This window comes from Mesorhizobium sp. M0106 (genome assembly GCF_040322715.1).
Taxonomy (GTDB): Bacteria; Pseudomonadota; Alphaproteobacteria; order Rhizobiales; family Rhizobiaceae; genus Mesorhizobium.
This window is the reverse complement of the sequence record NZ_JAMYUA010000043.1, coordinates 1-13,914: the sequence shown is the minus strand read 5'-3', so window position 1 is coordinate 13,914 and position 13,914 is coordinate 1. Positions and strand designations below refer to the sequence as shown.

The 13,914-nt window shown below is 60.8% G+C and carries 9 protein-coding genes; 8 read left to right on the top strand and 1 reads right to left on the bottom strand.

The window, feature by feature from the left end; genetic code table 11:
• The first annotated feature begins 22 nt into the window (after nt 1-22).
• Nucleotides 23-712 (top strand): type VI secretion system-associated FHA domain protein TagH, encoded by a 690-nt coding sequence (gene tagH, locus NKJ55_RS28640; RefSeq protein ID WP_352452829.1) that lies wholly within the window; start codon nt 23-25, stop codon nt 710-712.
• 24 nt (nt 713-736) lie between these two features.
• On the opposite strand, the gene NKJ55_RS28635 is transcribed toward tagH, so the two are convergent.
• On the bottom strand, nt 737-1,048 hold the full coding sequence (locus tag NKJ55_RS28635) for a hypothetical protein (protein WP_352452832.1): 312 nt from the start codon (nt 1,046-1,048) through the stop codon (nt 737-739).
• Here NKJ55_RS28635 and tssL point away from each other — a divergent pair.
• The 7 genes from tssL to NKJ55_RS28600 form a co-directional block, all read left to right on the top strand.
• Entirely contained in the window at nt 1,002-2,510 is a 1,509-nt protein-coding gene (tssL, locus tag NKJ55_RS28630; protein WP_352452801.1) for a type VI secretion system protein TssL, long form, read from the top strand. The two genes, NKJ55_RS28635 and tssL, sit on opposite strands and share 47 nt — an antisense overlap.
• A gap of 22 nt (nt 2,511-2,532) precedes the next feature.
• Nucleotides 2,533-6,093 carry a type VI secretion system membrane subunit TssM gene (tssM, locus tag NKJ55_RS28625; RefSeq protein WP_352452800.1) on the top strand — a complete coding sequence of 1,187 codons (3,561 nt, stop codon included), beginning with the start codon at nt 2,533-2,535 and terminating at the stop codon, nt 6,091-6,093.
• Between the two features lie 172 nt (nt 6,094-6,265).
• Nucleotides 6,266-7,039, top strand: a complete 774-nt coding sequence (locus NKJ55_RS28620; protein WP_352452799.1) for a PP2C family protein-serine/threonine phosphatase — start codon at nt 6,266-6,268, stop codon at nt 7,037-7,039.
• A gap of 5 nt (nt 7,040-7,044) precedes the next feature.
• Nucleotides 7,045-9,711 carry a serine/threonine-protein kinase gene (locus NKJ55_RS28615; RefSeq protein ID WP_352452798.1) on the top strand — a complete coding sequence of 889 codons (2,667 nt, stop codon included), beginning with the start codon at nt 7,045-7,047 and terminating at the stop codon, nt 9,709-9,711.
• 107 nt (nt 9,712-9,818) lie between these two features.
• Nucleotides 9,819-10,229: a DUF1036 domain-containing protein gene (locus NKJ55_RS28610; protein WP_352452797.1), complete on the top strand. Its 411-nt coding sequence runs from the start codon at nt 9,819-9,821 to the stop codon at nt 10,227-10,229.
• Nucleotides 10,226-12,559, top strand: coding sequence for a M23 family metallopeptidase (locus tag NKJ55_RS28605; RefSeq protein WP_352452796.1), 2,334 nt, complete (start codon nt 10,226-10,228; stop codon nt 12,557-12,559). The genes NKJ55_RS28610 and NKJ55_RS28605 overlap by 4 nt, the downstream gene beginning before the upstream one ends.
• Nucleotides 12,560-13,179: 620 nt before the next feature.
• Nucleotides 13,180-13,914, top strand: a 735-nt coding sequence (locus NKJ55_RS28600; RefSeq protein ID WP_352452795.1) for an IS256 family transposase, incomplete at its 3' end; no start/stop codon positions are given.

The following is a 13,914-nucleotide window of genomic DNA, read 5'->3' as shown; positions in this document are numbered from 1 at the left end:
CCGAGGTTCGACGCAACGACACATGCCGGTCGCGGCCGATCGGCTGCCCGATTCCGGAGGCGAGCCTTTTTTCAGTTCGGCAGAGCGATGGCTCGGGCAAGCCCCGCCATCGACATCGTCGCCGCCTGCAACCTTGCCTTCGACGACAGACGAGGTGCTGCGGGAAATTGCAATCGCCGCAGGCATTTCGCCGGAATTGTTCCAGTTGCGTGATCCGCATGAAGTCGCTGCCGAAATCGGCGCGGTGCTGCGCACGGTGGTCGAGCAACTGGCCATGCTGCTGAAGGCACGTGCGGCTGCAAAGACATTGGCCAAGAGCCCACACCGGACGATGATAAGCTCCGCTGAAAACAATCCTCTCAAATTTGTCCCAAGCACCGACGACATACTCGAAATCATGTTCGCGCGGCGCAGGGCCGGCTATCTCGATGCCAGGCACAGCGTCGAGGACGCATTCCGCGATCTCAAGGCGCACGAATTTGCCACCTATGCCGCCATGCAAGCAGCGCTCTCGCGACTGCTTGATGACCTTTCGCCGGAGGCGATCGGTAAAAAGCTCCCGCCGACATCGTTTACCTCGAAGAAGGCCCAAGCATGGGACGCGTTTGTCGGGACGTGGAGGAGCATGGAGGAACCACACGAAAACGGCATGCTTGATATATTCTTGGCCTATTTTGGCGAAGCCTATGCAAAAGCTGACAAGCAAAAATAGACCGGCCCAACAGACTGCGGCGCTTTAGCAGACGAAGAAAAACGCATCGGCGCGCCGCATCATGTTCCAATCGACAACATCTGGGACTACGATCACATACGACAGTTCGCCAAGCGGGTAAGCCTGATTGACCTGGGGGTCTGCGGCAAATGTCACATTGTGGCGCCATTGTTTCTTGTAGCTCCGGACCGCCTTGCCGGAAGGACCATTGCCTGCCCTATCCAGCCAGGAAAGATCTGGCGCCTCTCGCACGCGAGCGCGGACACTGCACGGCAGCGGCATATCGGCGATGAGCTCGAAGGACGATCCTTTCGGCCCGGTCCGCAAGACCGTCATCCGCACCAATCCACGACGCGGGCAGAATGCGAAACCAGCCGCAAACGAACCGATTGCGAAGACCGTCGCGCCCCCGCATGTCAAGGAATCGACAGTTTTCGATCCTGACATAGGTCGGCATATGCCGCCGGACTGGACATCCGGAACCATTCTTTATCAGGGACCATCGTCCGGTACAGCGGCCAAAGCCGAGGCGGCCGGGTCAAGGCCGAGCATTCAGCAGGAGGTGCTGCTCGGCGCCGCCGACACGGTAAAATATTCGACGGCAAATCCGATCCTCGCTGGGTCAGCACCGTTGCTCGTCCTGTTCGGGCATCTCAGGCTCGTGCCGGTCGAAAGACAGGCGGCTCCATTGGCCGAACATATCGCCGAGGCGATCGAGAGGTTCGACTGGACGCTGGAGAAGTCAGGGGTTGCCGAAGAGGATGCGCGGATCGCGAAGTTTGCCCTTTGCGAAACTGCCGACGATCTTGTCGGCAACCTGCCTTGGGCCGGCGAGGACACCTGGGCACAGCACAGTATGCTGTCGCGGTTCTTTCACATCGAGCCCACCGGCGGCGGCTTTTACGAAGCACTGAACAAGGTGCTGGCCAATCCTGAGCCACACTTAGACCTGCTCGAGCTGATGCATGTCTGCCTATCCCTGGGATTTGAGGGCCAGTATCGTGGCCTGGCGCGCGACGATACCAGTCTCGAACCTGTGCGGCGCGACGTCTACGAGACGCTTCGCTACTTCAGGGCCCGCGCCGGAGAGGACATCTCCCCCCGCTGGCAAGGCATGGCCGCTATGATGGTGCCGTCTTCGACCCGCCTGCCGCTCTGGGGAGTTGCTGCAGCGGCGTCAGCCCTGGTGACGGCCGCGTTCTTCACGTTGCGGGCGTTCATGACCGATGAAGGCGATGCTGCAGCCAGACAATTGCTGGCGCTCAATCCCTCGACGACTGTGACGATCGAGCGCGCCAGTGTGGTACCCCCACTCGCCAAACCGGTGACAGCCGCCTCGCCTGCCGTGACCGGCCAGATCGACCGCATCCGCTCAGCACTGTCCACGCAAGTCGAGCTCGGCGGGATGACCATCGGCACAAAAGGCGACTTCATCGTAGTGGAGATCAACAATCAATTATTGTTTCAGCCAGGGAAGACCGAAGTGAAGCCCGACTTTCTGCCACTGGCCACACAGATTGCCGCAGCCCTTGAGCACGAGCCAGGGCCAATCACGATCGTTGGCCACACGGATAATGTGAAACCACGGAAATCAAGCACGTTCAAATCGAATTTTGACCTTTCGGTCGCCCGCGCGAAGGCTGTTGAGACAATGATCGCCGCGAAGCTTAGCGATCCCTCGCGACTAACCGCCGAGGGCAAGGGCGAAGATGAGCCAATTGCCGACAATGCGACGTCCGAGGGCCGCGCCAAGAACCGCCGTGTCGACGTGATGATCCTCAAGGAGGAAACGCTGTGAACACCGCCGGTGGGAAACGCCAATGATGCGTTGGCTGCCGCGGATATTCAGCACGGCCGCGTTGGCCGGTTTTGCGGCGGCGATCTGGTTTGCTGGACCTTTGATACGCTTCGCCGATATCCGGCCGCTGGGACCTGTCTGGTTGCGTGCGACAATCATCGGCACGATCATGGCGACCGCGGCCGTCGTTTACGGAGTGCGCGCTTGGCATGTGAGAAAGGCGCAAAAAGCGCTCGAGACGGTCATTGCCCGCAACGACGGGCGCAATGACGATTCACCGGTGCTCGAGGCGCGCATGAGTGAGGCCATCGCAGCACTCAAGCGGTCGAGCGGCAAGCGCAATTTCCTTTACGACATTCCCTGGTACATCGTCATTGGCCCGCCGGGCGCCGGCAAGACGACGGCACTGGTCAATTCGGGTCTGAATTTTCCGCTTGCCGGTTCAGGAGACGCCCAGCCGGTGGCCGGTGTTGGCGGCACCCGCTCCTGCGACTGGTGGTTTACCGAAAAGGCTGTGCTGATCGACACGGCGGGACGCTACACCACGCAGGATTCCAATGCTGGAAGCGACAGCAAGAGCTGGCTTGCGTTTTTGTCACTGCTCAAAAAACACCGCACCAGACAACCGATTAACGGGGTTATCCTGGCCATCAGCCTTGCCGATCTCATCAGCCTCGATGACCAGCAGCTTGACGCCCATGTCGTTGAAATACGCAGTCGCCTGAGGGAGATCCACGAGACGCTGAAAATCCAGTTTCCGGTGTACCTGCTGTTCACCAAGGCCGATCTTGTTGCCGGCTTCATGGATTATTTCGGCAGTTTCGAGGAGCCGCGCAGGCGCAAGGTCTGGGGCGCGACATTCCAGACCACGGACCGCAACAAGAACATGGCCGGTGAGGCTTCGGCCGAATTCGATGCACTGGCGATCCGCTTGGCGGACGAGATGCCTGATCGCCTGCAGGAAGAGCCTGACCCGGTCTCGCGCATATCGATCTTTGACTTTCCGGCCCAGTTTTACGCGCTCAAGGGCCGAATTGCCAATTTCGTGACCAGCCTGTTCGATCCGGTCCGTAGCCAAGTGAACATCAGCTTGCGTGGGCTCTACTTCTCGTCGGGGACCCAAGAGGGAACGCCGATCGATCAAGTGTTGGGCGCAATCGGCCGCAGTTTCGGCAACAATTCCCGCCCCCACCTGTCCGGGACCGGCAAGAGCTTCTTTTTGCACGATCTCCTGACTGATGTCATTTTCGCCGAATCCGGATGGGTTTCCTATGACCGAGCGAGCGAGAGGCGGGCAGCGGCCCTCAGATATGGCGGCTTTGGCATCATAGCCTTGATCACTGCAGCGGCCCTTGGCGCGCTCGGGATGAGCTTCATGGCCAACCGCTCGCTGATTGCCTCCACGACGCAGGCGACGAGCCAATATCGCGAGACAGCCGACGCTCTGCCCAAGAGCACGACGGTCACCGATGTCGACCTTGAAAACGTCATCGGGCCGCTCGACCAGTTGCGCAACATGCCGGCCGGTTTTGAAACCAGTGACTTACCGGCCCCGATCGAGGAAACGGTCGGCCTTAGCCAGCGGGAAAGGCTTCTTTCGGCATCGACAACGGCCTACCGGCAAGCACTGGAACGAATGTTGCGGTCGCGTCTGCTTGTTCAGGCGGAGCGGAGCGTCCAGGCGACGATGGCTGAGCCCGCCGCGCTCTACGAACCGCTCAAGATCTACCTGATGCTCGGCGGCAAGGCACCCAAGGTCGATGACGCATTGATCATCTCCTGGATGAAGCAGGATTGGGAACAGAACCGGTATCCAGGCGAGAGCAACCGCGAAGGACGTGCGCAGCTCGAAAAGCACCTGCGCGCCATGCTTGCGTTGGACGATGCCTATGATCCGGTTTTCGAACTCAACCAGCCGCTTGTGGAAGCCGCCCAACGTTCACTCGGGCGCATGAGCCTTACCGATCGTGCGTCCGCATTGATCAAGTCGGCGGTGTACGCGGCTGCGCTGGACGATTTTTCTGTTTCGCAAAAAGGCGGGCCGGAAGCGCAGCTTGTGTTCGAGCGCGTCGATGGCGGCGATCTGTCGAAGCTCCGTATTCCCGGTCTCTACACCCATGCCGGATTCAACAACTTTTATCTCGGACAGCTTTCGCGCATTGCGCAGACACTCGTCGACGACCAGTGGGTCCTGGGCGGTGGCGGCGAGCAAGGCGGGATCGATCAGGAGTTGCTCCAGCTCGGCCCCGAACTTCTCGATCGCTACGGCAAGGAGTTCGCAGCCGCGTGGAACAGCGTTCTCGATGCTTTGAAATTCAAAGCCATGCTGAACGACAAGCCGAACTATGTCGCGCTTTCCGCCGTTGCCTCACCAAGCTCGCCGATCGAACAGCTTTTTACCGCGATTGCCGAGGAAACAGCCCTGGCGCGCGACCCTGTCTCCGGCGAAGACTCGGGCACTGGGGTGATAGCCGGCACCCTCATGCGCCAGTACCAGGATGTCGCGGACATGGCCAAGGGCCTGGCTCGCATCGGCATTCAAATTAGCTCCGCAAAGTCGCAAAGCCGTGCCGGTACGGGGTCCGCGAAATTTCGCCAGAGCCCTGGGGCAAACATCGAAGCGCAGTTCAGGTCCTTCCAGGCTCTGGTAAGCGGTCCTTTTGGACACCGACCCATCGATGCGCTGACCCAGAATTTTCGCGACATCCATCAGAGTCTGCAACTGGCAACCGAGGTCCCCTTGCAGACGGAACGTGTCAACGCCAACCTGCAGCTGCAGATAGCCACTCTTCGCGCCAATGCATCGCGTCTGCCCAAGCAACTCGGCAGAATGGTCAACGCAACTGCAGACGAATTTGAGGGCAACGCGGCTGAAATTTCCTTGACGAATTTGAACGAGATGCTCGACCAGGCCGTCACGCAGCCCTGCGAGGAGGCGGTCAACGGCCGCTACCCCTTCGCCGGCGATGGTACCCAGGATGTTGCGATGGCGGACTTCGCCAAGTTGTTCTCTCCAGGCGGCCTGATGGACCGGTTCTTCGCACAAAACCTTGCTTCCTTGATCGACATGAGCGGCCAGGACTGGAGCTGGAAACGGGATGCGCGCTTTGGGCGCGACCTGTCGAAGTCGACGCTGAAAAACTTTCAGCTGGCTGCTGAAATCCGCGGCGCATTTTTCCCGTCGGGTGGGTCAATGCCGTCGGCCAACCTGACCTTTACCCCGTTCTCGCTGAACGGTGATGCAGATACTGCGGTGCTCGACGTCGATGGCCAGATCGTCCAGAGCAATCAGGCGGGTAACACGCCAAGCACTGTGTCCTGGCCGAGCGGTGCGGCCTCGGCATCCGCCAGTCTGAGACTGATGCCGGAAATGCCGGGCCGCGAATCCGCTATCAGCTTCGAAGGGCCGTGGTCGCTCAAGAGGTTGCTGGACAAGGCCACGATCACCAGCAAACACGGCACTGTTGAGGCGCGCTTCGTAATCGGCGGACGCGACGTCAGCTACACGATCCAGACCGGTTCCGGACCCAGCCCCTTCTTACTTCCCGCACTTTCCGCATTCAGCTGCCCGAAGGCGTTTTGAGAGGATTTGAGCCTCACCTGGTGCAACTAGGGCGCCAAAGCTGCTGCGATCCCGCGTCACGGGCTCAAAGCTAAATTTCGATACTTTAATATTCCAGCCTGTGGCAAAGTGGCAGCAGCGAGCGCCTGAAGGTGCGCCGCAGAGGACGCTTTGAGAAGCGCTTGGTGGCAAGGTGAGCGATGTCGCCCTTTCCTTTGAAAGCTTCGGCGTGAGCCACAATGGCTGTGTCCGTGAGCACAATGAAGACAACTATCTAGTCGAGCCACGAACCGGCCTGTGGGTGGTGGCCGACGGAATGGGTGGACATGAAGCCGGAGAGGTCGCTTCAGCCAGCATTGTCGATCATCTGGCCACGATCGGCATTGCTAGTTCCGCCCCGGATCTTCGTGCGCGCTTCGAAGACAGGCTGAGCCGCGCCAACGCCGAGATCCGCAGGATCTCCGAATCTCGCGGCATAACCATCGGCTCCACCGTTGCCGCCCTGTTGGCGATGGATGGGCGATTTGCCTGCCTGTGGGCGGGCGACAGCCGGGTTTATCTGGTCCGTAATGCCTCGATCTCGCAGATCTCGAGGGACCACACCGAAGTTCAGGAACTTCTCGATCGCGGCATGATCAGCGCAGCCGAGGCGCTCACCTGGCCGCGCCGCAATGTCATCACGCATGCGGTCGGCGTCAGCGACGAAATCGTCATCGATTTCCAGCAAGGCGAAATTATGCCGGGAGACATCTTCGTGTTGTGCACAGATGGGCTGACGGCGCATTTGACCGACGCCGAGATCGGGGCCGTGGTGGTGTCTGCGACGCCTCAGGCGGCTTGCGAAAATCTGCTGCAAATGGTGCTGGCGCGGGGCGGAACAGACAATGTCACCATTGTGCTGGTGAAGTTCGCAAACGGGCACAACGGACACCCCCCCTACCCTGATCTGTCCAGAGCGGAGGGTTGAGGCTGATGAGCGCCGACGACAAGACGCGAATATCGCCGCAGCTGGCCAATACCGCCGTCGGCACGCAACTCAGCGGCATCTACGAACTTGACGAGCGGATCGCATTCGGTGGCATGGGCGAGGTCTACCGTGGCCACAACATCCAGACTGGCGACCACGTCGCGATCAAGATCGTCCTGCCCGAATTTGCCCGCGACCCGACGATCTTGTCCTTGTTCCGCAAGGAAGCGTCAATCCTCAATCACCTGTCGCATGATGCGGTCGTGCGATATCACGTCTTTACCATCGATCCAGGCATCGGCCGTCCCTACCTTGCCATGGAATTTGTCGACGGCGAGTCGCTGTACGACATCATGCGACGTGGCCCGATGGCGACTGAAGAGGTACGCAAGCTCTGCCATCGCCTCACGTCGGGTCTGAGCGCCGTGCATCAAGCGGGAGCAATTCACCGCGACCTCTCGCCCGATAACATCATCTTGCCAGGAGGTAGAGTCGACCACGCCAAGATCATCGATTTCGGTATTGCGCGATCGGCGACCGTCGGCGGGGAGACACTGATCGGCGGAAAATTCGCGGGAAAGTACAACTACGTTTCGCCCGAACAGCTGGGGCTGTACAGCGGCGACGTCAGCGAGCAATCCGATATCTACAGCCTGGGGCTGGTGCTGGTTGCCGCTCTGCGCGGGAAGCCGATCGACATGAGCGGGTCGCAATTCGAGATCATCGAAAAGCGCCGGACCGTGCCCGACCTGTCCGACATCGAGGACGATTTTCGTGGCATTGTTGAAGCCATGCTGCAGCCGGATCCGCGAGACCGCCCGGTGAGCATGGCGGAAATCGCCAGAATGACGCGTGACGAGGACGAAGGGACAACGCCACCAACGTTCGTCCCGATCCGCGATCGGCCGGGTTTGCCACGAGCGGGGCAAACCCTTGCGCCTGAGTTCAAGGCCCAGCCTTCTTATGATTTGGGGCGTGACGCGCCTGTGACGGCATGTTCAGGTGGGCAGCGCGTCGTCCCGCATTTCCGGCCTGCGGTGTTGTCGGAACCGCGGGCTTCACCCGGCCCCCCCCCCCCCCGCGCGGGCGCGCGTGGCGGGCCTGGAAAATCCACAAAGACCCGAACCATCGCGATTTCTGCCTTCGCGACACTGGCTCTCGGCGCGGTTGCTGGCCTCTATGTCAGCGGTTTTATGACGCCTACCACGCCGAGCGCAGGCACGACATCGTTGTCCGCCCCAGAACCATCAGAGCCCGCACCAGAGGCATCAAAGCCGGTCGCGACGGACAATGTGCCGCCAGAGGTAGCTCCACCCGCGCAGCCGCAAACGCAGACCACCGCTTCGCCAACTGAAAATCAGGCAGAGGCGGCTGTGCCTCAAAAGCAGTCGGCAGCGTCGCCCAAGATGCTCCCACAAACCGGGGAAGCCCCGAAGCCATCAGCTAGCGCAGCGCTGCCGCCGGCCGAAAACGTAGCGCCGGCAATTCAGCCCGATACCGCTGCCAACGCCAGCCCGACAACGCTTCCGCCGCCTGACAAGCTCGTTCCAGCCCCAACACCAGCCGAAAAAACGTCATCGCCGTCAGCGCCGCGCACCGACGTCGCGGAGAGCCAAAAGCCGCAGCCGGAAGAGACCAAGATCCCCCTGCAAGCCAGGGAAACACCGAAATCATCAGCAAGCGCGGCACAGCCGCCGGCCGAAAAGATGTCGCCGGCAGTTCAGCCCGACATCGCGGCCGGCGGCAGCCCGAAGACGCCTCCCCCGCTTGGCAAGATCGCTCCAATCGCTCCACCAGCCGAAAAAGCTTTAACGCCGCCAGCCCCCCAGCCCGATGTCGCGGTGAGCCAAAAGCCTGAACGACAGGCAAGCCAGCCGGCGGAGGCGAAATCGGCCGCGCCCTTTCCCGAGCCGGCTGCAGGCCAGGCAGATGCGATGAGCGAAAAGGGGCAGCAGGCCGACGAGCCGGCCGCCAGACAGCCAGACCAGGCCACGGTCGCCTTGAACGTGCCCAAGCTGGAAGTTCCTCCGGTCATCGACGACGTAGCGCAACGGGTCTCGTGGGTTCGCGACTTCAGCGGCGGCGACTGTTTCTATGCGGCCGTCACGTCGATAACCGACAAGACGGCGGCCATCGAAGGATTTGGAACGGCGGTTCATCCATTCGAACAAATGTTGACTGATTTCCAGGCAAAGTTCCACGTTGAGCCGGACATAAGCGTGCGCCTCATCGAGCCGCCCCAGTGCGAAGTCACCAACTTCCTGCGCTTTCTGGGCCAGACTGCAGTCGTCAAGCCGCAGCTGGTTCTCGATCGAACATCGGTGCCGAACGGTACGCCGATCAGCGGCACGCTGGTGACGCATGGCGGGCTCATTTCCAGCGTGCTGTTGATCGACCACAAAGGCATGATGTTCAACCTCGACGACCGCATGGTCGTACAGTCGGACAAGGCCACCTTCAGCATCCCGATCGGCCTCGGCGCCGCCGACAGGGCTGCAGGCAAGGCCGTACCGCAGATCATTATGGTGATCACCGGCCCCCAGGACATTCAGGCGGCTGCGTTTTCTACGCCAATGCCGGCCTCGCAACTGTTGCCCAAAATTCTCGAAGAAATCGAGACCAACGGATCTCAGTTCTCGGCCAATGCCAAATATTTCCGACTCGGCGGGTAGTATGGCGTGCAATGGAACTCTGCCGCTCGCGTTTGCCCCGCTCGTCTGACGGCCTGCCCGTAAAGCAGCGCGATCGGTTTCGAGCCTTGTTTATCTTGACAGGCCGCATGAGGCTTGCGGTCGTTTCGGGCGCGGCACTCCTGGCCGTGCTCTCATGCAATGAAGCGCGCGCCGAATTCACGGTCTGCAATCAGACACTCGACGTCGTCAACCTCGCCGTCGGCCAGACAATCGACAATGCCGACCAGACCGATGGCTGGTGGACGATCGGCGCGAATCAGTGCGTAAACGTCGTTCGAGACGAACTGACGAACCGCTTCATCTACATCTACGCCACGGACGTTTTTGGCCACGCGATCCTGACCGGGTCGACCGAAATGTGCATCGAGCGTCGACGGTTCTCGATACGCGGCATCGACGAGTGCTGGCAGCGCGGCCATATCGCGGCGCGATTTGTTGAAGTCGATACGCTTGAACAGGTGCGGTGGACGTTTTTCCTGACCGGAAGCAGTCCGTGACGCACGCCATCGACACCAGCTTCAAGGCGAAAAAGCAGGCGCGCGCCGCCCTTCGCCGGCGCGCACTTTGGCGCCGGCTCATTGCAGGCTTGGCCTTGATTTTCCTGTGTTCGATCGCCGTCGGCTTCTACCTCACCGCGGACTATTGGTCATTTGGCGACGAAGACGAGGAGTTGCGCGCGGTAGAAGGAGCCGACGATGTGCCGGCCGATGCATCTGTCTATGTGCCTGCGATTATCGGCTTGGCGGGGGATCCTATGTGGATCACGCTCGCACCCGATAACGGCGCAGCAACGAAAGGCCGCGTGATTCCGCGTCCGGCAGAACTCGACCCGGCAGGGGTTTCGCCACAGATCGAGTTCCTGTCCGACGTCATGCTTAGCGCCAGCGAAAAATTCATGACGACGATACCGTCGACGCAGGAGGATTTTGCATTCTTCCAGGCGCAACGAAAGACCGCCCCCGCGCCCTCCAGCGATCTGCAGAACGATCTTGAGCCATCTCCTGGCGCGGGTGAGCTCGCGCCGGCTTCGGATCAACAGGCCGACACCGATGATCCCGAAGCCGGCTGGGGTGAAACAATCGATGCAGGCGACGCAGCCCTTCCCGCATTCCAGAAGACCCAGATCGAAAACAACACCAGCGTCGCAACTGTCACGAATGAATATCAGCGGTTCGAGGCCACCGAAGACACTTTCGTGAAGATCCTCAACAGTCGCAGTCTGGACAGCGTTGCGCTCGATGCGCATTTCTCCGCCGACGATGCCAGGCTGGCAGGCGAGGCCCTGAAGGCGCTCTTTAGCCGGGACGGCCTGGAACCGGGTTATGTCGTCGCCCTGCGTGGATACCGACCCAACCGCGAGACGACAACAATGTCCCTCATGCAGGTGTCGATCTACGCCAAGAACGTTTTTGTCGGGACGCTGACGCGTGATGCCGCAGGCGTGTTCGTCTCGGGGGCTGATCCCTGGGTACGCGAAGATTTGTTCAACTACTCGGGTGCGCCGGAAGAAGGCGCACACAAAAGGCAGTATCGTTTGCTCGACGCGATTTACTCGACAGCGGCACGCAACAGCGTTCCGACCGGCGTGATCGGCGAAGCGATCATGTATCTGTCGAGAGGACAGGATCTGGACGCTTTCGCAAGCGAGGACCAGCGTCTTGTACTGATCTATTCGCAGACGCCGCGCGGCAAGGACGAAGGCGCCGGGCGGGTGCTATATGTGGGTGTCCAGGGCACGACAAAAAGTCTCGACTGTTTCGTCTTCCAGCAGGGCGATGGCCAGTTTGCATGCGTGACAGGCGACGATCAGGTCCGCTCGCTGACGGTCACCAACGGCATGGTCACACCGGTCAACGGGGTCTTGACCTCGACCTTCGGGCCGCGCAAGCATCCAATTCTAGGCACCGTTCGCATCCACAAGGGCGTCGATTGGGCGGCGCCGGTCGGCACGCCGATCGCAGCCGCCTTCGATGGCGAAATCAGCTTCCAGGGCGATGGGGGCGGCTATGGCAATCTGGTCAAGATTTCGCACGGAAACGGGCGCGAGACGCGCTACGCTCATATGCAGAAATTCGCAATCGAGGGCGGCGTCGGCACCAAGGTGAAGGCTGGCGATATCATTGGCTATATCGGCACCACCGGCCTTTCGACCGGACCGCATTTGCATTTCGAACTCTATCAGAATGGCGCGGCGATCGACCCACTGGGCACGGTTACCGCGGTCGCTTCGGATCTTTCCGCCGTGGAAACGCTCACCGACCGTATCGTTCATGTCGAAAGTGGCGGCAGCGCCCGTGCCAAGAACCCAAATTCTTCAGCGACCGGCGCCGGCCAATTCATCACAAAGACCTGGATCCGGATGATGAACACTTACCGCCCCGAACTTGCACGCACACTCTCGACTGCCGACCTGCTCGCCCTGCGATACGACGCCACGATCTCGCGCGAGATGGTTCGCAATCTGGCGCGAGAAGGCGAAGCCTATCTTCGGGCGCGCGGCCACCAGATCACAGCCGGCCGGCTCTATCTCTGCCACTTTCTCGGCATGGAGGGCGCGCATCAGGTGCTGTCGGCATCGGGTTCGGCGCAATTGAGCGCCGTGCTCGGGTCAGCCGTCATTCAGGCCAATCCCTTTCTGACGGGCAAGACCGCCAGCTATGTCGCGGACTGGGCCGAAAGAAAGATGGGTCGCAAGCTGAGCCCAGCCACAACCACGGCGGGCCAGCAGACGACGACCACCACGGAGGTCCGGCAGACGTCGCCCGAGTTCGCAAAGTACAAACAGGCGATCACGGCGATGCTGAGCTCTGTTCAGAATGCGCTTTGAACCTGTGCATGGCGCGGCAAATCGTAACCGCTTCGGTGCACGCAGACGACCGGGTTTCCGTCCAACGAGTGCTGTACTTCGACCTCTGCGCCCTTTCGAACCGTGGCCAAGTTCACATACGCCACGGCCATTTTCGGGTTGATGCGACCTGTCGCTGAAAAAACCTAACATGTGCAAAATAGAGTTCGCTGCGACGGCGGAAGGAAAAGCAGGACCCGCCTCCGTGAGCTACAGGGCCTCCTTCGAGACGGCAAGTTGGAGACGCTCAGGCACACGATCGGTGGCAAAACCTTGACGGCCTTAAAAGCAGGATCGCCCGCAAAGCGGGCGCTTGAAACCGGCTGCCGGCGTTTGGTCAGGATGATGTCGCTTGCGACATCGCGGCGCGCGATGAGGACCAGGCGAATGACAGCTCCGGCTCTGCGGTGCGCACATCGGTCGGCGTTTCGGACGAGGTGAAGCAAACAGCGGGCCCCGACTTGACAGAAAGTACGATCTGATAGTGTGCTGAAGGTTCTGCAAAAAGTTTTGGAGAGAGAACGGCGCTTGCTCTGAAGGGCGAGCGGCCATGGCACGGTGGTGACGTTGCAATCACCGATTCCCGTGGAAGGGGAAGTGCCATGACCAATCGAGAAGTTAAACTGAGCAGGGGCGAGTTGAAAGCGTTGCTGCTGTCGGATGAGGACGGCTTTCGCCAGGTATTGCAGACTGTCGTGCAGGAGGCTCTGGAAGCCGAGATGACGGAGGCGATCGGGGCCGAGAAAGGCGAGCGGACGGCGGAGCGGGTGAGTTACCGGTCCGGGTATTACGAGCGCAAGCTGGTGACGCGGGTTGGGGTGCTGGAACTTCGCGTTCCGCAGGATCGGACAGGCCGGTTCTCGACGGAGTTGTTTGAGCGCTATCAGCGTTCGGAGAAGGCCTTGGTGTCGGCGCTGGTCGAGATGTACGTACAAGGCGTTTCGACCCGCAAGGTGAAGGCGGTGACGGAGGAATTGTGGGGCCACTCTTTCTCGGCCTCGACGGTGAGCGAGGCGACGATGCGGCTGGATGAGGCGCTCAAGGCGTTCTTCACGCAGCGGCTCGAGGAAAGCTATCCGTATCTCATCTTGGACGCGCGCTATGAACGGGCTCGCGAGGCGGGCGTGATCGCCAGCCAGGCGGTGCTGGTGGCGATCGGCGTGGATTGGGAGGGCCGGCGCCAGGTCCTGGGCGTGGAGCTGGCCAACCGGGAGAGCCATTCGAGCTGGCGCGAGTTCGTGACGGGGCTCAAGAATCGCGGGCTCGCCGGCGTCGAGTTCGTCGTCTCCGACGACCATCCGGGGCTCAGGGCGGCAATCCGCGAAGTGCTGCCCGAA

Bases quoted from the DNA above. Each gene is read 5' to 3' on its own strand.
- tssM (WP_352452800.1), top strand. From the start codon at position 2,533: ATGATGCGTTGGCTGCCGCGGATATTCAGCACGGCCGCGTTGGCCGGT.
- NKJ55_RS28615 (WP_352452798.1), top strand. From the start codon at position 7,045: ATGAGCGCCGACGACAAGACGCGAATATCGCCGCAGCTGGCCAATACC.
- tssL (WP_352452801.1), top strand. From the start codon at position 1,002: ATGAGCTCGAAGGACGATCCTTTCGGCCCGGTCCGCAAGACCGTCATC.
- NKJ55_RS28635 (WP_352452832.1), bottom strand. From the start codon at position 1,048: ATGACGGTCTTGCGGACCGGGCCGAAAGGATCGTCCTTCGAGCTCATC.
- tagH (WP_352452829.1), top strand. From the start codon at position 23: ATGCCGGTCGCGGCCGATCGGCTGCCCGATTCCGGAGGCGAGCCTTTT.
- NKJ55_RS28610 (WP_352452797.1), top strand. From the start codon at position 9,819: ATGAGGCTTGCGGTCGTTTCGGGCGCGGCACTCCTGGCCGTGCTCTCA.